The organism is Bacillus sp. ISL-75, from assembly GCF_018613095.1.
Window position 1 is genome coordinate 1 of sequence record NZ_JAGGQX010000037.1, and the last position, 22,541, is coordinate 22,541.

The 22,541-nt window shown below is 37.1% G+C and carries 25 protein-coding genes, 3 pseudogenes and 1 riboswitch; of the genes and pseudogenes, 6 read left to right on the plus strand and 22 right to left on the minus strand.

The window, feature by feature from the left end; genetic code table 11:
• Positions 1 to 1,200 (plus strand): annotated as a pseudogene (locus J7E63_RS15780) (IS110 family RNA-guided transposase); the annotation flags it as partial.
• A gap of 146 nt (positions 1,201 to 1,346) precedes the next feature.
• Here the strand turns inward: J7E63_RS15780 and J7E63_RS15785 are convergent.
• The 4 genes from J7E63_RS15785 to J7E63_RS15800 form a co-directional block, all read right to left on the minus strand.
• Positions 1,347 to 1,808 (minus strand): hypothetical protein, encoded by a 462-nt coding sequence (locus J7E63_RS15785; protein WP_251033565.1) that lies wholly within the window; start codon positions 1,806 to 1,808, stop codon positions 1,347 to 1,349.
• Between the two features lie 171 nt (positions 1,809 to 1,979).
• Positions 1,980 to 3,533 (minus strand): hypothetical protein, encoded by a 1,554-nt coding sequence (locus tag J7E63_RS15790; RefSeq protein WP_215014034.1) that lies wholly within the window; start codon positions 3,531 to 3,533, stop codon positions 1,980 to 1,982.
• 119 nt (positions 3,534 to 3,652) lie between these two features.
• Positions 3,653 to 4,195 carry a hypothetical protein gene (locus J7E63_RS15795; RefSeq protein WP_215014035.1) on the minus strand — a complete coding sequence of 181 codons (543 nt, stop codon included), beginning with the start codon at positions 4,193 to 4,195 and terminating at the stop codon, positions 3,653 to 3,655.
• A 649-nt stretch (positions 4,196 to 4,844) separates the two neighbouring features.
• Positions 4,845 to 5,117, minus strand: coding sequence for a hypothetical protein (locus tag J7E63_RS15800; RefSeq protein ID WP_215014037.1), 273 nt, complete (start codon positions 5,115 to 5,117; stop codon positions 4,845 to 4,847).
• A 253-nt stretch (positions 5,118 to 5,370) separates the two neighbouring features.
• Between J7E63_RS15800 and J7E63_RS15805 the strand changes: the two genes are divergently transcribed.
• The 3 genes and pseudogenes from J7E63_RS15805 to J7E63_RS15815 all read left to right on the plus strand — a co-directional run bounded on the left by J7E63_RS15805 (position 5,371) and on the right by J7E63_RS15815 (position 7,198).
• Positions 5,371 to 6,135 carry a DeoR/GlpR family DNA-binding transcription regulator gene (locus tag J7E63_RS15805; RefSeq protein ID WP_215014039.1) on the plus strand — a complete coding sequence of 255 codons (765 nt, stop codon included), beginning with the start codon at positions 5,371 to 5,373 and terminating at the stop codon, positions 6,133 to 6,135.
• 83 nt (positions 6,136 to 6,218) lie between these two features.
• A pseudogene (locus J7E63_RS15810) lies at positions 6,219 to 6,395 on the plus strand (HAD family hydrolase); the annotation flags it as partial.
• 32 nt (positions 6,396 to 6,427) lie between these two features.
• Positions 6,428 to 7,198: a Cof-type HAD-IIB family hydrolase gene (locus J7E63_RS15815; protein ID WP_215014041.1), complete on the plus strand. Its 771-nt coding sequence runs from the start codon at positions 6,428 to 6,430 to the stop codon at positions 7,196 to 7,198.
• Positions 7,199 to 7,410: 212 nt separating this feature from the next.
• Here the strand turns inward: J7E63_RS15815 and J7E63_RS15820 are convergent, their stop codons facing one another.
• A complete protein-coding gene (locus J7E63_RS15820; protein WP_215014044.1) occupies positions 7,411 to 7,848 on the minus strand; it encodes a VOC family protein in 438 nt (145 codons plus the stop codon).
• 87 nt (positions 7,849 to 7,935) lie between these two features.
• A pseudogene (locus tag J7E63_RS15825) lies at positions 7,936 to 8,103 on the minus strand (IS1595 family transposase); the annotation flags it as partial.
• 130 nt (positions 8,104 to 8,233) lie between these two features.
• Here J7E63_RS15825 and J7E63_RS15830 point away from each other — a divergent pair.
• A complete protein-coding gene (locus J7E63_RS15830; protein WP_215014046.1) occupies positions 8,234 to 8,707 on the plus strand; it encodes a hypothetical protein in 474 nt (157 codons plus the stop codon).
• Between the two features lie 258 nt (positions 8,708 to 8,965).
• On the opposite strand, the gene J7E63_RS15835 is transcribed toward J7E63_RS15830, so the two are convergent.
• From J7E63_RS15835 to J7E63_RS15865, 8 genes are all read right to left on the minus strand, one after another.
• Positions 8,966 to 9,133, minus strand: coding sequence for a hypothetical protein (locus J7E63_RS15835; RefSeq protein WP_214711685.1), 168 nt, complete (start codon positions 9,131 to 9,133; stop codon positions 8,966 to 8,968).
• Between the two features lie 45 nt (positions 9,134 to 9,178).
• Positions 9,179 to 9,346 carry a CLC_0170 family protein gene (locus J7E63_RS30535; RefSeq protein WP_374193742.1) on the minus strand — a complete coding sequence of 56 codons (168 nt, stop codon included), beginning with the start codon at positions 9,344 to 9,346 and terminating at the stop codon, positions 9,179 to 9,181.
• 517 nt (positions 9,347 to 9,863) lie between these two features.
• Positions 9,864 to 9,972, minus strand: a riboswitch (TPP riboswitch).
• 65 nt (positions 9,973 to 10,037) lie between these two features.
• Positions 10,038 to 11,330 (minus strand): M20 family metallo-hydrolase, encoded by a 1,293-nt coding sequence (locus tag J7E63_RS15840; protein WP_215014048.1) that lies wholly within the window; start codon positions 11,328 to 11,330, stop codon positions 10,038 to 10,040.
• Positions 11,331 to 11,466: 136 nt separating this feature from the next.
• Positions 11,467 to 12,663 carry a M20 metallopeptidase family protein gene (locus J7E63_RS15845; RefSeq protein ID WP_215014050.1) on the minus strand — a complete coding sequence of 399 codons (1,197 nt, stop codon included), beginning with the start codon at positions 12,661 to 12,663 and terminating at the stop codon, positions 11,467 to 11,469.
• A gap of 11 nt (positions 12,664 to 12,674) precedes the next feature.
• Entirely contained in the window at positions 12,675 to 13,397 is a 723-nt protein-coding gene (locus tag J7E63_RS15850) for an amino acid ABC transporter ATP-binding protein (RefSeq protein WP_215014052.1), read from the minus strand.
• Entirely contained in the window at positions 13,394 to 14,056 is a 663-nt protein-coding gene (locus J7E63_RS15855; protein ID WP_215014054.1) for an amino acid ABC transporter permease, read from the minus strand. Before J7E63_RS15855 ends, J7E63_RS15850 begins: the two co-directional genes overlap by 4 nt.
• A 75-nt stretch (positions 14,057 to 14,131) precedes the next feature.
• The gene (locus J7E63_RS15860; protein ID WP_215014056.1) at positions 14,132 to 14,962 is read right to left on the minus strand and encodes an ABC transporter substrate-binding protein; all 831 of its coding nucleotides are present in this window, start codon (positions 14,960 to 14,962) and stop codon (positions 14,132 to 14,134) included.
• A gap of 218 nt (positions 14,963 to 15,180) precedes the next feature.
• Positions 15,181 to 15,486, minus strand: a complete 306-nt coding sequence (locus tag J7E63_RS15865) for a hypothetical protein (RefSeq protein ID WP_215014058.1) — start codon at positions 15,484 to 15,486, stop codon at positions 15,181 to 15,183.
• Positions 15,487 to 16,055: 569 nt separating this feature from the next.
• Here J7E63_RS15865 and J7E63_RS15870 point away from each other — a divergent pair.
• Positions 16,056 to 16,406, plus strand: a complete 351-nt coding sequence (locus tag J7E63_RS15870) for a hypothetical protein (protein ID WP_215014060.1) — start codon at positions 16,056 to 16,058, stop codon at positions 16,404 to 16,406.
• Between the two features lie 367 nt (positions 16,407 to 16,773).
• On the opposite strand, the gene J7E63_RS15875 is transcribed toward J7E63_RS15870, so the two are convergent.
• The 8 genes from J7E63_RS15875 to cobA form a co-directional block, all read right to left on the minus strand.
• Positions 16,774 to 17,181 carry a hypothetical protein gene (locus tag J7E63_RS15875; RefSeq protein ID WP_215014062.1) on the minus strand — a complete coding sequence of 136 codons (408 nt, stop codon included), beginning with the start codon at positions 17,179 to 17,181 and terminating at the stop codon, positions 16,774 to 16,776.
• Positions 17,182 to 17,432: 251 nt separating this feature from the next.
• Positions 17,433 to 18,287 carry an HAD family hydrolase gene (locus J7E63_RS15880; protein ID WP_215014064.1) on the minus strand — a complete coding sequence of 285 codons (855 nt, stop codon included), beginning with the start codon at positions 18,285 to 18,287 and terminating at the stop codon, positions 17,433 to 17,435.
• A 318-nt stretch (positions 18,288 to 18,605) separates the two neighbouring features.
• The gene (locus J7E63_RS15885) at positions 18,606 to 19,406 is read right to left on the minus strand and encodes a HoxN/HupN/NixA family nickel/cobalt transporter (RefSeq protein ID WP_215014066.1); all 801 of its coding nucleotides are present in this window, start codon (positions 19,404 to 19,406) and stop codon (positions 18,606 to 18,608) included.
• Between the two features lie 10 nt (positions 19,407 to 19,416).
• Entirely contained in the window at positions 19,417 to 19,551 is a 135-nt protein-coding gene (locus J7E63_RS30180) for a hypothetical protein (RefSeq protein ID WP_285289943.1), read from the minus strand.
• Positions 19,552 to 19,587: 36 nt separating this feature from the next.
• Positions 19,588 to 20,463 carry a GHMP family kinase ATP-binding protein gene (locus J7E63_RS15895; protein WP_215014068.1) on the minus strand — a complete coding sequence of 292 codons (876 nt, stop codon included), beginning with the start codon at positions 20,461 to 20,463 and terminating at the stop codon, positions 19,588 to 19,590.
• 147 nt (positions 20,464 to 20,610) lie between these two features.
• On the minus strand, positions 20,611 to 21,168 hold the full coding sequence (gene cobO, locus J7E63_RS15900; protein WP_215014077.1) for a cob(I)yrinic acid a,c-diamide adenosyltransferase: 558 nt from the start codon (positions 21,166 to 21,168) through the stop codon (positions 20,611 to 20,613).
• Positions 21,169 to 21,183: 15 nt separating this feature from the next.
• A complete protein-coding gene (locus tag J7E63_RS15905) occupies positions 21,184 to 21,753 on the minus strand; it encodes a nitroreductase family protein (RefSeq protein WP_215014079.1) in 570 nt (189 codons plus the stop codon).
• A 1-nt stretch (position 21,754) separates the two neighbouring features.
• On the minus strand, positions 21,755 to 22,540 hold the full coding sequence (gene cobA, locus J7E63_RS15910) for a uroporphyrinogen-III C-methyltransferase (protein WP_215014081.1): 786 nt from the start codon (positions 22,538 to 22,540) through the stop codon (positions 21,755 to 21,757).
• Between the last annotated feature and the right edge of the window lies 1 nt (position 22,541).

Here is a 22,541-nt window from a genome sequence, read left to right on the forward strand (position 1 = left end):
GGTATGGATGTCCATAAGGACAACATTACTGCCTGCATTATGACAACTGAAGGAAAGGAGATTAAAACTTTTTCGACTAAAACGGTATTTTTACTACAATTAATTGATTGGATTAAGGAACATAAATGTACCCATGTGGCTATGGAAAGCACAAGTGTATATTGGAAACCCATCGTTAACCTACTTGAAGCTGAAGGAATTGAGTTTTTAGTAGTGAATGCCCAGCATATGAAGGCACTCCCTGGTCGCAAGACCGACGTTAAGGATGCAGAGTGGATTGCTCAGCTTCTTCGGCACGGACTACTAAAACCCAGTTATATTCCAAACCGAAACCAACGAGAGTTACGAGAACTTGTGCGTTATCGTCGGAGTATTATTGAAGAACGGGCAAGACAAATCAATCGAATCCAAAAGGTGTTGGAAGGTGCTAACATCAAACTAGGATCGGTTGTTTCTGACATTATGGGGGTTTCAGCAAAAGATATGCTTAATTCAATCGCAGATGGTGAAGATGATCCTGAGAAACTAGCAAACTTAGCTAGACGTACACTGAAAAAGAAGAAAGAAGAACTTGAGCTGGCTCTTAATGGTTATATTAATCCTCATCAACGTCTGATGTTAAAAACCATTTTAAAACACATTGATTTCCTTACCGAGCAAATTGAAATGTTGGATCAAGAAGTAGCCCAAAGGTTAAGTTCTTATCAAGAAGATGTAGAACGAACTTGATTCCATCCCTGGTATCGCTACACGAATGGCGGAACAAATGATGGCTGAATTAGGAAACAATATTAAAGAACAATTTCCATCTGCAGCTCATATGTGTTCGTGGGCGGGGCTAGTTCCTGGTCATAACGAAAGTGCTGGAAAAAGGAAATCTTCTAAAACCAAAAAAGGAAATAAATATTTAAAATCTTCATTAATAGAAGCAGCTCATTCAGTTAAAGGATCAAAAAAAACTATCTCGGAGCACTGTATAGGCGTACAGCATCACGAAAAGGGAAGAAAAAAGCTGGAATAGTAGTAGCCCATGCGATGTTAAGAATCGCTTATTATCTATTAACCCGTAAAGAAATGTATGTAGATTTAGGCGAAGACTACTTCGATAAACAAAGACAGCAATCTATTGTTCGACATTCCTTAAGAAGACTTGAAAGTTTTGGTTATATCGTATCAATTAAAGAACCAGAAGCATCCTAATCCAACTCATTTTAACAATAGATCAATAAACTGTCGCTCTCTTCCTTTTTTAAAAAATGAATGATCTGCGTCTTCTTAAGTATTGCCTTTTTTCCGATGTTACAGAAGTGAATTTTCATAGTAGTTGAACAAGAAACTGGTTTATATTAGTCATAAAGTAACGTTTTTAAAGCACCCTCAATATCTATTTCTAAATCGTTTTTGGATAAATCATATAGTGTACCAGAACCTTTATGGTGCCCACCAAAGTAATACCATAACTCAATTGTATTTGCATAAAAATCATCATCGATTTTTGGACTGTCATAGTCTATTGCTATTTGAGAACGGTATTCTTTTTCAAGACATTTCTGAGAGGTTAAGTCATTTATTTCATCACCATCAATATCCCTACAAATCCATATTCTTAGATTACTTTTTCCTTGGCTTTCAAATACATTTGCATATTTTCTTTGAAGAACTTTACTGCATTCTTCTCCTAACCTTTCTAATTCAACTATTTTTGTTTTTAACTCTTCGTTTATCTCACTATCTGGAACGAAAACGTACTTCTCATCAATCTCATTACGTTCATCCTTTTTAAACACCCCTTTGAATTTATCAAGCAAGTTGTACCCTCCCATCTAAAGAAAACGTTATATAACATTTCGACTTTCTTATTCAACAAACCTGCTCGTTAGTTCAACAAAAAGGTGCATTACTCCTTCTGAAGTAATGCACCCCGTTAGTAAAAAACTTTATATTCTGACTAATCGAGATATTTTAAATCATATTATGGATTAGTTGCTTAATCTAGTGTCCATCTCTTCCCAACTATAATCTGGTATGGTTGCAATTAATAAAATGTTTTGGAATACATCTATATCCCAAACAATGATATCTTTAGCCTCGTACACTTTATCTATCTTATCGATGGTTTCATTTCCAAGGTCCATTCTGTAAATAGCTGAACCTCTATCTGTAATACCAAATAAATTATGTCCTTTTTTAATTAATCTAGCTATCGGTTCATCGACTTGTCGTTTTTCCCATTTAACTCCACTAACATCACGTTTCCACAATCCAAGATCAGTAGAAATAACAATCTTATTCTTTAGGATTTTCATATCCCAAGGAACACCTGCAATTGAAGGTATAGATATCGGTTTCCATTTATCGCTGTTTTTTCGAAGAATCTTCCGACTTTGAGTTAAGACAAATAACTCTCCCTTATCAGAGATCTGAACTGTGTGTAGGGATTCAGGAACCGGGTGTTTTTCCCAACTATCCCCTTGATTTATAGTTGAGTAAACCATTCCGTCGGATAAAACTGCAATGTTATTATTGAAAGAATAATCTATGTTTTCAATTTCTTTTTTTAAAGTCAATATTTTGGTCCCTTTACTTTTATGCGTTACATTTGACCATATCTCGGATGCTGTTAATACATACAATTCATCATTAGCGTTAAACCACGCGTGTTTTACATACTTGTTTAAATCTAACTCAGACCACCGTTTTCCACTATTTGAACAGACTTCAAGAAATGGATGATTGGTTGTACTAAACTGAGTTGGTTTTCTGTCACCCCAAGTAACCAAGTATTCTTTCCCTGCTGTAATTCCCATAATAGCCATACTTTTTTTGGTTATCTTAGATCTATTTGAACCTGGTTGTAGGGATAATAAACCACCGCCATAGGGAACTTTGTGAATTGCACCAGTGATTTTACCGTTTTTTGCATCGAAAGTAATTCTTGTAAAGAGTTTATCTTTGTCAGTGCCCAACACTGATATAGTCGGTGTATCTTCAATCATCCTTAGTGTAAAATGATATCCTGTTGCCCAGTCTTTTCCTGGATTAAGTCCATATTTATCCTTTGCAATTCTTACTAAGTCAGAACTATCAAACTTAATAGCACTGTAAGCTATCGTTTGTTCCTGACCCGATTGTTTTAACTGTTCGAATACTGTAATTTTCCCTTTAGAAATACCCAGTAATAAATAATCTTCTGTACCAGGAACCATATAGTTCAAGAACCAATTATAACGCTTCCCAGTTTTGCCTCTTGAACCGCCCCTCGTCTCGTCCACACTATTAACATTTATTAAGGATGCTTTATCATTCCATTTTTTCGCTCGATCAATTCCAAGATTGATGGCTTGTTTTAAAGATAATTCTCCCTTTTCAAGGCTTATACTGGATGCTTTAACTTCTCTTATATCGTTACTTATCAGAGTTAACACTATTAATAAGATAATTAATTTAAATACTGTCTTTTTGATGTTTATCAGAAAACCACCTTCCATCCTAAAACAAAAATAAAAACCAGTTTTAACATAAGGTTTTGTCAAAACTGGTTTTTTATTCTATAACCTGCCACCACTGAACAAGAAAAAAGTCCGCCGATAGAGCCCATTTTTAACATAAGCACCCCGTTACTTTAAATGTCTTATTTCACAATCTTTTACTTTTATTCCCGTCTTTCTTTTGATTCTTGAAAATGCAAATAATCTTCATCATATGAATTTTTAGTTTCAACATATGTTGGAATATCAAGCAATTCAACATTTGATACATTTTCGTTTAAGAATTCTTTAACAAATATTTTTACACACTTCTTAATTTCATTTATGTCTAACTCATCTGAAAGTTTAGTCCACATATCGATATAAATTGGTTTATGATTATTTCTATTGAAAGGTGCAAAATGGTCAACTTGATACAATAAATCTTCATCATCTCTCGGATATATATAATGATAAATTATCTGATAATCATCATTCAGAAATTCTTCAATTTTCTTCTTGTAATCATAATCTTCTTGTTCGTTTAATTCGTTATTATATAAATAAGCTAACCCAATATGGGTGGTAATTTCAAAATAACCCAATTTACTGGTCTTATTAGCATCTGAATAAATTGTAATCTCATCATTACAGCTTTTATCATAAAGACCATATTCTCCATACCAAAAATTCATATGACGAATATTAACATATACTGTATCTAACATTTGAAATCCCCTCCTTCTTTATTTTGGTGGATAGTTATTAAGCAAAACTCACCCGTTAGCGGAACCAGAAAAGCGACTGCACTTATTGAACAATCTCCCCCGTTAATGAAATAAGAGAAGATCTTATGGAGTTCATCCTTTTCTTCTCACTAATGTCCATATAGATTTAATACCAATAAATAATAACGTAAAAACAACAAAAGTTATTGGTAGCCAACAAAAGAGTTCAATCCATATGTTATCCGAAAATAACCCATCATAACTTATCCATAAACTGTTCATACCCGTTTCTTTGTAAAGTTTATAAAGCAAATATTTATAATAAGAATAAAGCCCAATTAAAATTAAAATATGTATTAATATTGAAAAAATAATAGCCTGTTTTAATGTTTTCACCCTTGGAGTGTCTCATAAATTACTTCTTATCAGATTATCATTGCCCGAATTATATATATAGTGGGTTTTTCTTTCTTTCAATTATTTGTCAACTAACCTGACTTGTTAGTGCGATAACAAAAGCAGCTACCAAGATTGTAGCTGCTTCTTCAACTATTGCACCCGTTACTTTAAGTACATTTCTTCACAATCTTATTTACTTTTCCAACAAACTGCTAAGAAATAAGGACTCGTCTTCAACCAATTTACAGATTTACTTTAACAATTGCTCATCAAGCAAGTTCAATAATTTTTTTTGAGCTTTCTCATTGTTAATAATCTTATTTACTCGAAAATTACTTTGTAAATAAGCCCTTATGTGTCTATTTGTAAAAAACAATCTATGATACTTCTCATCTTCGAATATTTTTTTAAACCAACCTTGTTGTTTTAATCGTTCAATGTTTCTGTCAATTTTCCTTGTGTCTAAACCTGTACTACCTCCATCTAGGGCTAGACCTAATAATTCAAATAAAAAGTTAATCATTCTACCTCAACTCCAACTCCTACATATAACTATTAATTCTATAATGAATCAGACCAATCCTTCTTTCACTAACGCACCCGTTAGTTTAAGTGAAAACTTTCACAATCTCTTTAACTCATAAAATCGCAGCAATGCCGAAAATCGCGTTAATAGCTTAAACTAACTTAAATGGTAAGTTAGTTTTGATGAATTTACTTAAAACCATTTCCGTAACAACTTAAAATAACTTATTATATAATTGAGGAGGTTACTAATGAATCAAGAAAAACGATTAATACGCATCCTAAATTATTTAGAATCTCATAAAACAATGAACATTAAACAGATGTGTGAAACGTTTAATATCTCACGTGATACCGCAAGACGAGACATAGTTAAACTTTCACAAAATAAAGCAGTGGTTAGAACCTATGGTGGAGTTTCTTTAGCATCTTTTCATAAGAAAATTGATAATTATCAAGAGCGATCACAGACTGAATTTGAGATGAAAAAATTAATTGGAAAGAAAGCAGCAAATATGATAGCTGACAATGAAATGATTTATCTAGATGTTTCCACCACAGTTAATTTTATTGCTCAATCCTTACAGTCAAAACCTGTTACCATTGTGACAAATTCAATTGATACTGCTTATATGTTAGCACGATCTAAAGGTACCAAGATTCAACTCTTAGGTGGAACATTAAATAAGTCAACTCGACATCTCACTGGATATTCAACTATTGAAAAACTTAAAGATTATCACTTCAATAAGGCCTTTATTGGAGCAGCAGGTATTACTGAAAACGGTTTATACTATGCCTTTGAAGAAGATATTCATTTTAAGCGTGAATTAATAAAACATACTGATCAAGTTATTTTATTGGCTGATCATAGCAAATATAATCATCGACAGAATTATAGAGCTTTAACATTCGAATCAATCGATACATTTATTACAAATGAAGTTCCACCTAATGATTTATATAATGTTATGGAGAAATATGGTGTTGAAGTATTAATTGCAAGTAAAGATTAAAGCTGGGAAGTATATCAGAGTTTTTTCCATAATTAATCAAGAGGGAGAGAGAGTATGTATAATACGACTATTTTGATGTTGATGGAACGCTGATAGATACAGAAAAAGTAGTTTTAGGTTCACTTCAAAAAGTGCTAATGACAGACTATGACAAGGTTGTTCCACTTGAAGATTTGTATTTTGTTCTTGGAATCCCTGTGTCTAAATCGTTATCTCAGCTAGGCATTAGTGATGTAGATAGGGCTAATGATCGCAAGTGATAAAATCATTTAATTTGGTGGTGTTTAAGAAAATGCGTAAAAAATTTCTTGTCTTTGACATTGATGGAACATTATTAACGACAGAAATGAAGATTCTCGACAGTACCAAACAAGCTTTGGTTTCTCTTAAAGAAAATGGACATGACATCGGCATTGCGACAGGAAGGGACTACGCAACAGCAAAATCGATCGTTGACGAACTTGAAATTGATACCTATGTTTTATGTAATGGATCAGTCGGGTATGTCCGTCATGAATTAGCACATGAGGAAATATTATCAAAAGAATCTATTATGAAACTAATTGAAATTGCTACGGAAAACAATGATCAGATTGTGTTCCAAACAGCGAACGGATTAAAAAGATATTTCGAAGAACCTGGAGAGTCGTTAACTAAAGCTTACGATAGTTTAGGATGGACCCTCCCTGACTTTGATGAAATGTATTGGAAACAAAATCCAGTTATTCAAGCTATGCTTTTCTGCAAACCAGAAGATCTTCAAAAATACGCTATCAAAGAATTCAGATATGTGAGTTGGCACAAATTTGGTGTAGATGTCATCCCTAGAGAAGGCTCGAAAGCAACAACCATTTTGAAAATCGCCGAACAAAATGGAGTTAAGCACGAAGATATCGTCTTTTTCGGAGATGGAATGAACGACATTGAACTAATGGAACTTTCAGGAATTGGGGTTGCAATGGGAAATGCTGAAACAGAAGTTAAAGAGAAAGCCGATTTAATCACAGATAGTTGCAATGAACATGGAATTTACAATGCTCTTAAGAGCATGTCATTAATATAAAGGCTCTGTTAAATTTAAATGTTGATTTTTTATATAATAAATTAGGGAAACCTTCATTTGTCGAGGTTCCCCATTTTTTTCAGCTAATGCCCCCGTTTGTCCAACAAGGAGAAAGAACGGCTGCCCCTAAAAAAGACAGCCGTCCAGTCTGAAATGTCCGTGTGTTTAGATAAGCGAAAGTGTTTCTCTATATATGTCAGCATATCGTCTGTTTATTTGATTTTCTCCGCCAACTCTAAAATAATTCCCTCTGGACCACGAACGTAGCATAACTTATAACTTTCTTCATATTGCTGTATCTCACTAAAGACTTCCGTGCCCTTCTTTTTCAATTTTGCAACAATAGCTTCAATATCTTCAACAGCAAAGCAAATATGTCGGATACCCAGCGTATTTGCAAAAGGTTGCTGAATATCTTTTTCATCTGACGGCGTATAAAATTTGACTAGTTCTATCCATGCTTGACCATCTGGCATCCCCAATCCTACACATGCCGTTTTAACATCATTAAGCCCAACTATTCTGTCCAACTGTTCTCCATCCAATTCCCATTCCGCTTGTACTTCAAGTCCTAAATCAAGAAAAAACGCTTTAGCCTCTGAAAGATCATTTACGTTTATACTTACATGATCTATTCTATTGATCTTCATATCTAATACCTCCTTGAGATCAAGTGCTCTTCACAGAATTATTCAATTAACTTATTGCAAATTCCTGCAACGATAGTTAAATAAGCACTATACAGCGAATTTTGATAAGCGTAAACTATCGTAAGTATCTGTCATTTCAAAGACAAATGATGATAATAGAAAATCTTTAATATTGTGCTTTGTGTTTTCGTTACTGCGACTATCAACAAACAAAAACCAGGCTAGGTAGTTATCAAGGTACTTCGTTGCTAAAACAGTAAAACCCAATACCCAAACTCCACATTTTTCATTTATCTATCCGATTCTACTCTTCCCCGCTATCATATGAAGGAAATGACTGGTTATACTAAAGAGGAAGAATTGACTCAGAAAGGGGGAAAACGCTGTGACACGGAACCTGGTAGCCTTTTTTCTGTTTGCCGTCCTCTCTTTCGCCGGCGGTCTCCAGACAGACGGCCAAGCCCCGCCCGACCCCATCCAGATGGGGATGGAAGAGGGATATTATGAGGGAATACGTTCGGGGCTAGAAGACCGACATAATTTCCGGATTTCCCGTGCTTGGCAGCAAATGCCACAATCCCGGCTGTCCATGGACAACAAGAAGGAAATCGTCCTGCCCCTCATGAAAATAGGGCTTCTCCGGCAGGTGTATCTCTCTTTTTCTTCCGGGAAGAAATTCTACTCATACCTTCATGCCCACCCGGAATTGACGGCGGAACAGGCGGCCCGACGGATACTCGGGCAGAGGTTTGTAAGGGCGTACGAAAGAAGCTTCCGGAAAGGCTATGAGAGATCCCTCACGGCCCCGCCTGAAGAGGCGGCAAACTATGCGGCCTTTTTGAAGGCGAAAAGCAGATAAGGGGAAAACAATAGGGCAATCTCATACTGATGACATAACCTCTGCATCAAAATATAACTCAAAATCATTTCGATAACGATGATCCATTTTAGGAATTTCCAAGAATATAAAAGGACATTGGAAGTAATAACAAACGACCTGTTGGGTCGCTTTAAATCGTAATCACGCTATTTCATTTTGTAGTTGACTAATTTCTTATAAGGTTGGCGGGGCTGCTTGGGAATCGAACCCACCAGACCTGGGGAGCCACTTTACGTGCTAATCACGTCTAAATGATTTATCAGCTGTAATATCGTTAAATGGCAGAATCAGTTTTTTCACCTTATCAAGGCTCATCGAATCTATTTCCTGTACTAATCGTGGAATGGACTGCTCTGGATAACCGTAATCACGAAGTAATTTTTCCTTTTCTTCATTATGTACCATGTATTGACACCTCCAAAATCTTTTTAGAATTAAACTTTGATATAGTTACCAAATAAAGTGACTGTATATCCAATTTGCCAATAATGATACAAGACCGAATGCAATATTCATCCATGCCAAAATATACGCTGTTATATGGTCTTTTTTCTGTTTAGCTTTTTTGTACATTTTTGCAAGTTTGAATAGTCTTAAAAAAATAAAACATTTTTGCATGGTACTGTCCAAAAATTTTAAGATGCTTCACTTGAAAATGACCATTTTTACCTAAAATGTTTTCTATTAAGGCTTCTGTTTCATTTTAGAGGTGCAGAAATCTTACTTTGAGAAATTGATCTATGTACTCCTCCACCTAATTAATACTTTTTGCCACTTTCTTATAAATATTCCTTATGTCTCTTATATCTGGGATTTTATTATCTAGTTGAACCTTTAAGAATACGCAACTACAGTATGCCATCTCAAAATGTTTAAGGATGATATAAAAAATGCCCTTTTATCAACCAAACACGGTTTGGTGCGACTAAAAATAGTCATTTCATTACCAATCCTCCATTTACATTCAAACATTGACCAGTAATAAAAGGATTAATCAGAAGCTAGAAATAACACACTTCCGGCAATATCATCTGGCCGAGTAAAACAGCGAAAGAGGTTAACTGAATTATGGTTTTAATAGAAAAAAGCCAGATCCTATAATGGACCTGACTCCGCAGCTTATGAAAAAAATAGACTTCCACTTTAGCTACTTTCCTACGCTGGTATATTCCAGATCAGGTCCAAAGGGTTAAAAAACATCTGTTTTTCTCTCAGCCTATACAGGGGGACCCCTAGTAGTATTTCATATTTATTATATTCAATAAGGAAGTATAGGTTCACTTTTTCTCTCAATTTAGTGATTCATCATTTATAATAGTTTTAACGTGGTCCTGAATAGTACCTCGCACCCAAGAGCAACATCTTCAAAAGAACTCCACTCATCTGGATGATGACTTATGCCATTGCGGCTCCTCACAAAAATCATTCCAATATCTGTAAGTTCTCCCAACACCATTGCATCATGAGCAGCCCCGCTTGGTAATTCATAAACAGGATACTGTAATTCTTGCAGAGAATCTTTTACTGCTTCCATCACGATTGGTGAACTCATCACAGAAGATAGGGATTGAACCTGCCTAATTTCACACCCTAAACCACGGTTTGCAGCAATTGTCCGAATTGAATTATAGATTTTAGTAACCGTGTTTTTACGCCGTTCATTAGATATATCCCGGACATCAAGTGTAAAATCCACTCTCCCAGGAATGACATTACTACTTCCAGGTTTTACTTCCAATTTTCCTACTGTCGCAACACTTCCGTTATTGTCCCGTGCTATTTTCTCAATGGCTAATATACATTCTGCTGCAGCTGTTAAAGCATCTTTTCTCTCTTTCATCCAGGTCGTTCCTGCATGCCCCGCTTCACCCATGATGGTTACTTCCGCCCATTCTCCACCAGAGATCCCCGTAACGATTCCAACAGCTAAATCTTTATTTTCTAACACTTTTCCCTGCTCAATATGTACTTCAATATAAGCTTTTACGTCATTTTTACCTAACTGAGCTTGTTCTAAAAGGTCTGGATTAATCTGATTAAAATATTCCCCTTCTAGACTGGCTTGCTTCATGGCCTCCAGATAGGAAATCCCATCTTTATCTGTTGCTGAACCTAAATTTTCCTTTAATTTTTTCGAACCTTCTGTCCCAACCAAAGCGGTACTACCTACAAAAGCATAATCAAAACGAGCCCCTTCCTCATCTGTTAAGGAAACAACCTTTATCGTTCTTTCAGGTTGAATTCCCTTTTCCTTCAACGTACAAAGGACCTCAACACCCATTAGAACACCCATGGCGCCATCGAAACGCCCGCCAGAATTTACTGTATCAAGGTGAGAACCAATAAGAATGGCAGGTAATTCGGGATTTTTACCGATTATTTGCCCAAAGATATTCCCAGCTGCGTCCATATAAGGGGATAAATCAGCTTGTTCCAGTAGTTTCAGAAAAAATTTTCGAACTTCGATATCATCTTGATCAAATGATGTTCGAGTGACCCCGCCATTGTCTCCTTCTCCTATTTTTCCAAGGGCCATTAATTGGTTCCAAAGACGGTTTCCATCAATCGTTAAATTTAAACTCTCCATGAAATTTGCTTCCATAGGATTAAATTCTCCCTTCATTTGAATGTCCAGTATAGAGAAAATCCTGCTGTTTCCTTCCGAAAAAAAGCAGGATTCCTAATCTTTTTGTTTTTATTGGCGAGGAAAATGAGATATTTCTTCCAAAGTTAAAGGTTTATCTCCCCAATAATTTAAGCACTGAATGAACCATTAATTTAACTCCAATTTTAATTGCATCTTCATCTACCATAAATTTCGGGTGATGCCACCCATATTTAATCCCTTTTTCTTGATTCCCTGAACCAAGCCACACATAGCAGCCAGGTACTTCTTTTTGGTAAAAAGAAAAGTCCTCACCACCCATGGTTGGTTCTGCCCGTATCGTATTTACTTTCCCAACTATTGTCTCAGCTGCTGACTGAACAATTTCTGCCACCTGGGCATCATTATAGACAGCTGGCAGCAGAAACTCATACTTAATCTCTACTTCCCCACCATGTGCTGCCACGGTATTTGTAACAAGTTGTGTAAATACCTCATATATTTTCTTTCTCACTTGTTCGTTGGAAGTTCTGACCGTTCCTTTGAGAATAGCCTTATCCGGAATGACATTATTTGTCATCCCTGCTTGGAAGGAACCAATGGTGACAACTGCCGATTCCTTAGATGAAATCGTACGGCTGACCACTGTTTGCAGCTGACTGACAACTGCACTGCCAATTACGATCGGATCAATGGTTTTCTCTGGAAGCGCAGCATGTCCGCCTTTACCTTTAATGGTTAGGGTAAAATCATCTACACTTGCCATTAAAAATCCTTCCTTCACACCTATCTGACCAACAGGAAGTTCTGGAACATTATGAAGACCGATAATTGAACTTATCCCTTCCAATAATCCTTGCTGAATCATAGATTCTGCTCCACCTTCAAATTCTTCAGCTGGCTGGAACAATATCCGAACATTCCCAGGGACTAGATCCTTCATTTCTTCTAAAATAATCGCTGCCCCAAGTGCAATCGTTGTATGAACATCATGGCCGCACATATGACTTACACCATCAATTTTTGAACGAAATGGAACATCTGCTTCTTCTTGAATAGGGAGAGCATCAATATCCGCTCGTATGGCAACCGTTGGTCCCTGTTGGATTCCCTTTACTTCTGCAGCGGTCCCAGTAGCTAGGCTAAGTGGTATTTGTTGAATCCCAAATTCATGTAACCATCCGTTTATTTTTTCGGTTGTTTTAAATTCTTGATTACTAATTTCAGGATACATATGAAGATTTCTTCTTATTTCCACTAATTTAGGAAACCATTGTTCTACTTTATCATGAATAATTGAGGTTATTTCTGACTTTGAATCTTTCAACATGTGGGCTCCTCCTATCTAATATGCCCTAAAAATTCCTTCGTCCGATCATGCTTTGGATTTACAAAAATGTCTTCTGGAATTCCTTGTTCAATTATATTTCCGCCATCCATAAAGATAACCCGATCTGCTACTTCTTTTGCGAAACCCATTTCATGAGTAACTACGACCATGGTCATACCTTCCTTTGCCAGCTGCTTCATGACCGTGAGTACTTCCCCGACAAGTTCCGGATCAAGTGCAGAAGTAGGCTCATCGAATAGCATAACCGTCGGTTCCATGGCTAACGCTCGAGCGATCGCTACACGCTGCTTTTGCCCTCCAGATAAACGGTTTGGATATTCGTCCGCTTTTGCTTCAAGCCCAACTTTTTTAAGAAGCTGGATTCCTTTTTTCTTTGCTTCAGCTTTGGTCATTTTTTTCAATAAAATAGGAGCTTCCATAATGTTTTGCAAAACGGTCATATGTGGAAAAAGATTAAACTGCTGAAAGACCATTCCAATATCTTGACGAAGTTTATTCAACGCAGCCTCTTTGTTTTCTACCATTTTACCATTAATCGTAATACTCCCACCATCAACAGACTCTAAATGATTCATACAACGAAGAAAGGTACTTTTCCCTGATCCGCTAGGTCCAATTATGACCACCACTTCACCTTGCGAGACATGTAAATCGACACCTTTTAAAACTTCTAAATCACCAAATGTTTTAATCACATTTTTGCATGTTATCATTCATAAGCACCTACCTTTTTCTCCACTTTCCCAATGATAAATGTCATGATCGTAGTAAGCACTAAGTAGATTAAACCAACTAGTAAAAAGATTTCCATATAACGGTACGTACTACTTATTATTTGCTGACCAGTTCTGAGTAAATCGTATAAAGCTATAGTAGATACGAGGGAGGATTCTTTAATTAAGGCAATAAATTCATTTCCTAGTGGGGGCAGCATACGGCGAAACGCTTGTGGTATAATAACCCGTCTCATCGCTTGTCCATAACTTAATCCAAGAGACCTTGCTGCTTCCATTTGTCCCTTATCAATCGACTGAATGGCGCCCCTAGCAATTTCCGCAATATAGGCAGCTGCATTAAGTGACAATGCGATGCAGGCGGAAACAAAAGGTGGCATCGTTAATACAGGAAAAACGGAAGGGATCGCGAAATGGATGATGAATAATTGCACTAAAAGAGGAGTTCCTCGAATCACCCAAATATAAAATCTGCTAATTTGTGAAAATAGTTTAGTGTTAGAAACACGGCCGAGACCAAATAGTAATCCTATAATACTTCCTGCGACTATCCCAATAACGGCTATTTCAACCGTTACCAATGCCCCTTGTAATAAGTAGGGAAGATAAGTTAATGCAAATGATATAAAGTCCTTCATTTCCCTCTCTCCTTTTGAAAAAACATAAGCAAAAACAAGACGGATAAATCAGCATTCCGATTTATCCGTATCCTTTTATTCTTTAGATTTGTCTGTTCCGAACCATTTCTTACTAACTTCTGCGTAGTCTCCGTTATCCTTCACCGTCTCTATTGCTTTTTGTAATGCTGCTTGAAGCTCGTCATCACCTTTACGTACAGCAATCCCGACTGGAAGACTTTGGAATGAACTACCTACAACATCGAAAGCATCAGGTTTAGTCGTTTTGTAGTAACGGCCAACGGCTTCTGCAACAATAACTCCCTGTAAACGGCCAAGTCCTAAGTCATTAAATACATCCGTATAACCATTGTATGTCTTTAATTCTTTTATTCCCTTAATCTCTTTCGCTGCACTTTCACTAGTTGAACCTAGTTGTACACCGACTATTTTTCCAGAAAGATCTTCTTTCGATTGAATCTTTTGAGGATTTCCTGATTTTACTGCAACAACTTGTCCTAATTTCATGTACTCTACAAAATCAACCTTTTGCTTTCTTTCATCTGTAATATTCATTGATGACATAATTATGTCATATCGTTTAGCGTCTAATCCTGGTAAAATTCCATCCCATGCAGTTGGTATAAATTCTACTTTCACACCAAGCTCTTTTGATAGGGCGTTTGCAAGATCAATGTCAAAACCTACTAACTTGTTTTGATCATCACGGTATTCCATTGGTGGAAATGTATCATCCACAGCAATTTTAATAACGCCTTGCTTTTTTATATTTTCAAATGTATTTCCTTCGGTTACTTTTTTACTTTGCTCACTCTTTGATTGTGCAGGTAATTTAGGCTGTGTACCACATGCCGTTGCCATTAGAGCCACAGCTAAAACGATTAAAATCTGGATGACTTTCTTCATGATGTTATTCCCCCTATTTCACTTTATTACTTTACCTGTTTATCAAAGTAAAGTGTTATATTTATGTAATCCATTGTAATTTTATACATAAAAAAATACAATACCTTCTAGAAATGTTCGATTAATAAAATTCTTTCAATTATTATGAATATAATATGGACTCCATCAATCTTTGTATATTGTGGTTGAACCACCTTCCAATAGACAATAACCAATTATTAATCAGCATAAAATGCTACTTTAGCCAAATCAAGGTTTGAAAGTTTCTTTATCAATGTATCAACCTTTTTGTGCTGATCCTTCTTGATAAATTCTTTATATCTCTTAAGGTCAACTTCTAGCTGGTAAACCTCATCTCCTATAAATTTAACATCTTTATAATAATCCCTGAGTTTTCTCAGACTGGTATAACTCATATATAGTTTACTATTTTTTGCAAAAATAGCTTCATGCAAAGACTCATCAATAGGAAAGTAATCAATTTCTTTATTATCTTTGTCATACATATAACCATCTAATGGCATATCCATCCCCCATCCTAAGAAAAGGCACAGTTAGCCCCTCCTTTACTGATTTTATTTGTTTTGAAATTCTGTTCCTGCCTACCCTGTATTTAAGAATTTGCTAATTAGGTGGTCCCATAATATATTCTGCAAAAATTGCAAAAGAGCATAAGCCTACACTAATGATATTGGCAACAATTGAAATCACACAAAGGTATTTAGACTGAGTCTTACCTAAAGATCTTATAGAGAACACTAATCCTGCAATAAAAAGTATTAACAAAAAAATATATAAGGAAGAAGGAAATCTAAAATAATTTATAATAAAAATTGTGTTTACTAATAAAATTAAAACCATTATTACATTATATGGTTTCATTTTACTCTCCTTTCTAGATTACAGCTTAAAAAAAATTTATTTTTTCTTGGGAAAAACCTGTTTTTTAATAACAGATACAATAAATAGAACTATTAAACAAAGTATAAACCTAAATATATGAGTAATTATCCAATTATCCAAAATATTCAATAATTTCTGTTAGAATTTGCTCAAAGAGACAATGATGTAAAAGGAATGGAGGACTAGTTAAATGAGACTTAAAGAAATAATTGATACATTCCTATTTAGGATTGGGATAACACCTAAAAAAGCAGGATGGACATCATTTTCCCCATTGAAAATTGTACCTGAATATACAGTTGACTTAGAAAAAGGACAAGTTACAGGCGTAGTAAAACATAATGGAAAGGTATATCTTACTGTTATAGTTGATATTCCTAATGATAAAACTGAGGTAAAAGGGAGTCTTAGAGGCATTGGTAAATTAACAAAACCTTTTAAAAAACAGAACTACATAGAAATTATTAAAAATGAGGCTGAATATTTTATTCAAAACAAAATAACAAACCCAAAAGAATTTTATGATAAATTGAGGTCCTAACAGTGAATAAGAAAGGTAAGAATTATTCATTCAATGAAATGAATTTGTTTGATAAGATAATTGTTGTTGCAGCAATAACATTACTGGATAATAAAAGCAGAACCAAGTTATTATCCTTCCGAGACTAATAAAAGCTATATGACTGTTACTTCCTGTGGTAAGAATTGTCAAACAGCAAATTATCATTATACATCAGTTAAGTCTAAAAAACAGATAGCTTTAGAAAAGTATTGTGAATTTCAGTATTTTTTTTAAGATTTAGAGTTTTATATTTTCCACCCTCTTCCTTAATGGACATACTGTCGCAAAAAGGGCGATGACACCCCCTAGCTGTCATCACCCTTTTTTATACTTATAATCATCTCAACTAAATACAATTCGCGTCAACTACCTGTCCAGATACCGACATAAGTTCATTTATGTTAACCCATCCACCAATATTTTGAGATTGGTCAACACCTTCTATTGTAAAAGTTAGCCTAATATTGTTGGAAATTATCAAAGTGGATCTTTTGCCAATGCAATTCTGTGCTTTTTGCAAAGAATCCACCCTTACACCTTCACACGAAATCGTATACCTTTGCATCGGTACGTAAATTAATACTCCCCTTAAAGGATCATAGGTCCTAATTAAACCTTCAGCAGTTGTTCCATCTCGGAAAGATAATCTAATCCAACGCTTTTGTTGATAACAAGCAAGAATTTTTTGAAATAGTCCTTGTCTAAAGTCATAGATATATGGATAGAAAGGCTGATAAGGATAATTTGGATACAATGTAGCCTCCCCCTTTCTTTCATCATTAAATCTTTTCATGTATATGAGGAAAAAAAGGCTTGGTGCTTGTCATCACCTGGTGTGTATAAGAAAAGCAAATGAATCCCGGCCCATTAGGCTTAGAACTAAAGGTAGCGAAATTATCCCCTTATTTACTTTAGATACAGTAATAATCATTAAACCAGCATTACCGTATGTCAATAAAAAAGCTCCAAACTCTATAAACAATGGAATTTGGAGCTTGTCTAATTTTACAGCATCAATTTAGATTTTAGATAATGGTAAACCCCATCTTCATCGCAATTGAAATCTGTCACGTCATCCGCGATTTCTTTAATACTATCAGGTGCATTCTTCATTGCCACGGAATAATTCACGAGCCGCAGCATAGGCAAATCGTTATCGCTATCCCCGATAGCCATTGTTTCAGTCTCGGACAAATCAAAGTGCTTAAACATCTGTTGGATACCGGTTGCTTTGTTCACGTTCGCCACCATCAGTTCGACGTTATGTTCAGTCGAGATGGAGGTGGTAAAGTCTATTTCTTTCTTTAATTGCTCCAGCTCTACTTTCCAGCGATTAATCTGTTCTTTTGATCTGGAAAAGAAATAGAATTTGGAGAATTCATCTCCCATAATTTCATCCGCCCATGCAATTTTTTCTTTTATCGCTTCCTTACGGGAAAGCCACTCATTCATGCCAACACTTTTCGGCTTAGGGTCTCTTATTTCATTTTCTACATATGGCTGATCCTGTTTTAATGTTATTCGAGGAGTGCCATATGGAAACAGCTCATAATACACTTTGTTCTCCCTTGCCATTTGAATAACAGTTTCTACTAGCTCACGCGACAGGGAATGCTTAAAAATCACTTCATGGCCCGCATATCCGACCATCCCATTGGAGGCTACGACTCCGTCTACTTGAAAACCCGGCGGTACGAGTCCCTCTATTTCCTCAAACGCCCTGCCTGTAGCGATGAAAACTTTGATTCCATGTTCTCTGACTTCATCAATGATTTCTTTCGTATGTATACTTACCTTATTTTGATGGTTTAAGATAGTGCCATCCATGTCTAGAAATATGGCCTTTGGTTTTAAGTTCACTTATATTCCCCCCCAGAAATGTAAAAGAAGTTCATTTAGTAAGTATACACTTTATTGATATTTCCCACAAACAAGCGTTTCTTTTTATGAGGGTCATTTCATGACCAAGCCACCATTTCAGTGTACCGGATTCGATTGAATATTGGGATTTGCAGCGACTCATCTTTGTTTTTCCGGTTTTAGGTGATTGATTCTTTGTTATTTTCAAAAAGGCCTCCTGCTGTTTTTTATAAGAAAAAGCCAGATCCAATAATGGACCTGACTCCGCAGCTTATGAAAAAAATAGTCTTTCCATGTCGATACGTCATTAGTGGACGATTAATTTTTAACTGTTATCTCCATCTGCTTTTTAATCCGATAACTTATGAATAGATAACTTAGAACAAAAGCCGTAAACAGCATAACTCCTAAAATCTCATAATCAAGTTCTGCCCATGGGAAGAAGAACGTAAATGCTTGGTAAAAGGAAACCCCGTAGGCCAAAACCACAATCACCCAGCCCATTACACGGGAAGCGGATTGTCCTAATCGATTGCTTTCTTTTAGCAAGCGAAAGGCGACGATGGAATCTAGGGTGTCTGTAATCATCATCCCAAGCATAAAGATGATCCCTAATAAAACTGGCATATAACTTGCCGTATTACCTGCAGCAATCGCCCACATCGATGTTTGACTAACCGTTTCCGCCGCCAATGCGAATAATCCGCCAATCAGAATCACAAAAAAGGGATTCGTCGTTTCTTTCAACATCTTCGGCAGGAACTTCCCCTTAATTCCGCTAACCCGAAAATCTTCATTTTCCGTCGATTTTTTCCACAAAAGATTAAAAAGATTTAAGGTACCAATCGCGAACAGGGATAGAGTTGAAAACCAAGTCACCAGTGTACTCACGAGATCCGGTATTGTAAAACTCTTCATAAAAATACCTAAGATAGCCGCGATGATGGTTACAACTAACCCGTGCCCAAAGGAGAAGAGCAAACCAACCCAGCGAGCAATCGAACTATTCAAACGCCCGTTATAACGGGTCAATCCATCAATACATGCCAGATGATCGGCATCCAATCCATGACGAAGCCCTAGCACAAATACAAGAAGAATTAACGAAATAGTTTCCATAAATCAATCCTCACTCTCTAATAAACTTTCTTTCCTGGATTTCCCCATTCCTCATAAAACTTACCGGATCGGGGAGAAAAGTGCGGACATCTCTCCTTTTATAAATGACATCGTAAATCACTTCTCGTTCCTCTTGACTAAACATGTTAACCCCCTTTTGAAATTAAACTTTACGAGTCTTTCAAATTATGATCTTTTCCTTGCTTTCATAATGAAATAAATTTATAGGAACACCCTTGAAAGCGAGTGACATTTCCCTAAATAAGTGTGAAACCACCTCATCACCGTTTGGAAGATTTCCATCTAGTAAAATTCCCGCGACCGTTCCACTGTGGGCGACAACGATTCCGCCCTGATAGCGATGGGCCAACTGATCTAATAGAGGAAAAACAGGCTTTGGCAATATTTTTTGATTCACCCGTGCACTGAGGGTTGCTGCCTCCCCAATATAAGTTAAATTTTTCTCCTTAAACCCTTTTGTAACCAGATCATAAGCTTTAATAAATTGCTGTTGATCGTTCTGGCTGTACTCTTTCGGAACTTCATTAAATTCAATTGTGTTGATCATACCCCCAAGGTCGATACCAACGAGGATGAATGGGGGTAAGGCCCCAAAGCTTTCAATCAGCTGACCGTGAATATAGTCATAGACCACGACTTCCTCATACATTACCCCATCGGTAGGTTCCACTTTTGCGGCAATCATCGAGATCATTTCATTTGTGAGCGGAAGACTATAGCTGTCAGCAATTGCTCTTAATGAAGCAACAATATCTGCTGAACTACTGGCCAGACCTTTACCAACTGGGATATTAGAGCGTATCTCGAGATCCCCGCCGCCCTTTACCCCAAACAGTTGGCATAACCATTCCCCTGCTTTTTGAGCTTTTACTTTTGAGTCTGCCACTTTTATTCCGTTAACGATTGGATCTGGAATAAACCTAGCCTCACTTCTTAAACTCGATATCGGCAGGGTGATTAAATAAGGGCGATCACCAATGATTCCTTGGACCAATTCTCCAAATGTTCCATTGCAGCTTCCTTTTCCTAGTTTCATATAATTAGACTCCCAAAGCCTTCAATGTACCGCAACGGTTCGCCCATCTTTGCCCGTTCAGAAGGTACACCGAAATAGAATCTTTACGAAACAACTGTCGGGCCGTCAGTAAATCTCCGCCATGTCCAAATTTTTCAATGTAGACCATTAAAACTCAATTCCCTTCACGGCAGGAATTCCTTCATTATAATAATGCTTAACGGGCTTCATTTCGGTTACTAAATCCGCGCATTCGATAATTTCCTCTTTGGCTGAACGTCCGGTAATGACCAGATGTATCCCCTTAGGGCGCTGCTGAATCAACTCCATTACTTCTGTCAACGGAAGGACATCATCAATCGGGAATTTATCAATCGCGAGTGCATTATTCAGTTCATCTAAAATGACAACATCGTAGCCGCCAAACTGTACCTTTTCTTTCGTTAACGCCCACGCTGTTTTTAGGGCTTCCCGATGTTCCTCAGGTGTTTTCGTCCAGGTAAAGCCGACTCCTGTCTGCACAATTTCAATCCCCAATTTTTCGAACGTAATTTTTTCTCCGTACGTTCGATCAGGTGATTTGATAAATTGAATCATGAGTACCCGTTTTCCCCGGCCGGCGGCACGGACAGCCAGCCCAAGAGCTGCCGTCGTTTTCCCTTTTCCATCACCGGTATAAACTAATGTAAGACCGCGTTTTGCTTTGTTTTCTGTTACCTCTTCCATCCGTTTCACTCCTCGTTACAGCCAGACTGTTTTTTCTTCAAAGGATGTCCGAGCCGGCACTTTCGCCTTTTTTAATACTTCTGGATCGGGATAACCGATAAACAAATTTCCGATAATTTTCTTGTTTTCAGGTGATCCAATAAACTCAACCATTCGTTGATCGCGAACAAGTCCAACGCCCCTTGTCCTCCAAACCAGCCCTAGTCCCAATTCTTTGGCGGCAAGCCACATCGAATGGATTGCACAGCATACGGCATATTCATTATCAGCAGAGGCCTCTTCATCTTCTTGAACGATGTCGGCTGTAACGACAATATGAACCGGTGTGGTTTTCAATACTTTTAAGGAGCTTTCGATTAAATTTGGTTTGGTTGGAAAGCGTTCCTGTAAATATTCATAGGCCAACGCCTCATATCGTTTTTTAGCTTCGCCTTTAATGACATAAAAACTCCATGGTTCCCGCATCCGGTCATTCGGTGCCCATGTCGCTGCTTCTAATAAGCTGTGAATCTTTTCATCTTCGACCTCTCGCGCCGTATAATCACGGATCGCTCTTCGATTTTTGATTTCCGCTATAATCGACATCTTAGTCCCTCCCTATTCCAACAATTTGTTTTTCTTCTGCTTCTTGAAACCAGCGTAATTTCTCGCGCAGGCCGACCACATCACCCACCAGAACAATCGCCGGATGAGTAATCCCAGCTTCAAGAACCCGGACTTCGATATCCTTTAAACTTCCGGTCACCGTCTTCTGATTGGCCGTCGTCCCCCATTGGATAATGGCGGCTTTTGTATCAGGGCTTTTTCCGTTCTCGATTAATCTCGAAACAATATAGGGTAAATTCCCAATTCCCATATAAAAGGCAATCGTATCGATTCCTTGAGCGAGGGCTGGCCAATTTAATTGATCCTCATCCTTTTCCGCTCGGCTGTGGCCAGTGACGATCGCGAAGGAGGAAGCATAATCGCGGTGAGTCACCGGAATTCCGGCATAAGCAGGCGCTGCAATACCAGCTGTAATCCCCGGCACCATTTCATACGGGATCCCATGTTCCGCGAGAATTTCCGCTTCTTCACCGACACGGCCGAAAATGCAGGGGTCGCCTCCTTTTAATCTGGTGACAGTCTTGCCCTGACTGGCTTTTTCAATTAACAGCTCGTGGATTTGATCCTGAATGATCTGGTGTTTTCCTGGCTGCTTGCCACAAAAAATCAGCTCTGCCTCCGCCTTTGCATATTTCAGCAGTTCCTCATTTACTAAGCGGTCATATAAAATCACATCCGCCTCTTGGATACACTCCATCCCATAAACCGTAATCAGCTTAGGGTCTCCTGGTCCAGCACCAACAAGATACACTTTTCCATTTGTCATC

Excerpts from the sequence above, each read along its gene's own strand:
- J7E63_RS15795 (WP_215014035.1), bottom strand. The coding sequence starts at position 4,195 with ATGTTAGATACAGTATATGTTAATATTCGTCATATGAATTTTTGGTAT.
- J7E63_RS15800 (WP_215014037.1), bottom strand. The coding sequence starts at position 5,117 with ATGATTAACTTTTTATTTGAATTATTAGGTCTAGCCCTAGATGGAGGT.
- J7E63_RS15805 (WP_215014039.1), top strand. The coding sequence starts at position 5,371 with ATGAATCAAGAAAAACGATTAATACGCATCCTAAATTATTTAGAATCT.
- J7E63_RS15815 (WP_215014041.1), top strand. The coding sequence starts at position 6,428 with ATGCGTAAAAAATTTCTTGTCTTTGACATTGATGGAACATTATTAACG.
- J7E63_RS15820 (WP_215014044.1), bottom strand. The coding sequence starts at position 7,848 with ATGAAGATCAATAGAATAGATCATGTAAGTATAAACGTAAATGATCTT.
- J7E63_RS15835 (WP_214711685.1), bottom strand. The coding sequence starts at position 9,133 with ATGGTACATAATGAAGAAAAGGAAAAATTACTTCGTGATTACGGTTAT.
- J7E63_RS30535 (WP_374193742.1), bottom strand. The coding sequence starts at position 9,346 with ATGCAAAAATGTTTTATTTTTTTAAGACTATTCAAACTTGCAAAAATG.
- J7E63_RS15840 (WP_215014048.1), bottom strand. The coding sequence starts at position 11,330 with ATGGAAGCAAATTTCATGGAGAGTTTAAATTTAACGATTGATGGAAAC.
- J7E63_RS15845 (WP_215014050.1), bottom strand. The coding sequence starts at position 12,663 with ATGTTGAAAGATTCAAAGTCAGAAATAACCTCAATTATTCATGATAAA.
- J7E63_RS15850 (WP_215014052.1), bottom strand. The coding sequence starts at position 13,397 with ATGATAACATGCAAAAATGTGATTAAAACATTTGGTGATTTAGAAGTT.
- J7E63_RS15855 (WP_215014054.1), bottom strand. The coding sequence starts at position 14,056 with ATGAAGGACTTTATATCATTTGCATTAACTTATCTTCCCTACTTATTA.
- J7E63_RS15860 (WP_215014056.1), bottom strand. The coding sequence starts at position 14,962 with ATGAAGAAAGTCATCCAGATTTTAATCGTTTTAGCTGTGGCTCTAATG.
- J7E63_RS15865 (WP_215014058.1), bottom strand. The coding sequence starts at position 15,486 with ATGCCATTAGATGGTTATATGTATGACAAAGATAATAAAGAAATTGAT.
- J7E63_RS15870 (WP_215014060.1), top strand. The coding sequence starts at position 16,056 with ATGAGACTTAAAGAAATAATTGATACATTCCTATTTAGGATTGGGATA.
- J7E63_RS15885 (WP_215014066.1), bottom strand. The coding sequence starts at position 19,406 with ATGGAAACTATTTCGTTAATTCTTCTTGTATTTGTGCTAGGGCTTCGT.
- J7E63_RS30180 (WP_285289943.1), bottom strand. The coding sequence starts at position 19,551 with ATGTTTAGTCAAGAGGAACGAGAAGTGATTTACGATGTCATTTATAAA.
- J7E63_RS15895 (WP_215014068.1), bottom strand. The coding sequence starts at position 20,463 with ATGAAACTAGGAAAAGGAAGCTGCAATGGAACATTTGGAGAATTGGTC.
- cobO (WP_215014077.1), bottom strand. The coding sequence starts at position 21,168 with ATGGAAGAGGTAACAGAAAACAAAGCAAAACGCGGTCTTACATTAGTT.
- J7E63_RS15905 (WP_215014079.1), bottom strand. The coding sequence starts at position 21,753 with ATGTCGATTATAGCGGAAATCAAAAATCGAAGAGCGATCCGTGATTAT.
- cobA (WP_215014081.1), bottom strand. The coding sequence starts at position 22,540 with ATGACAAATGGAAAAGTGTATCTTGTTGGTGCTGGACCAGGAGACCCT.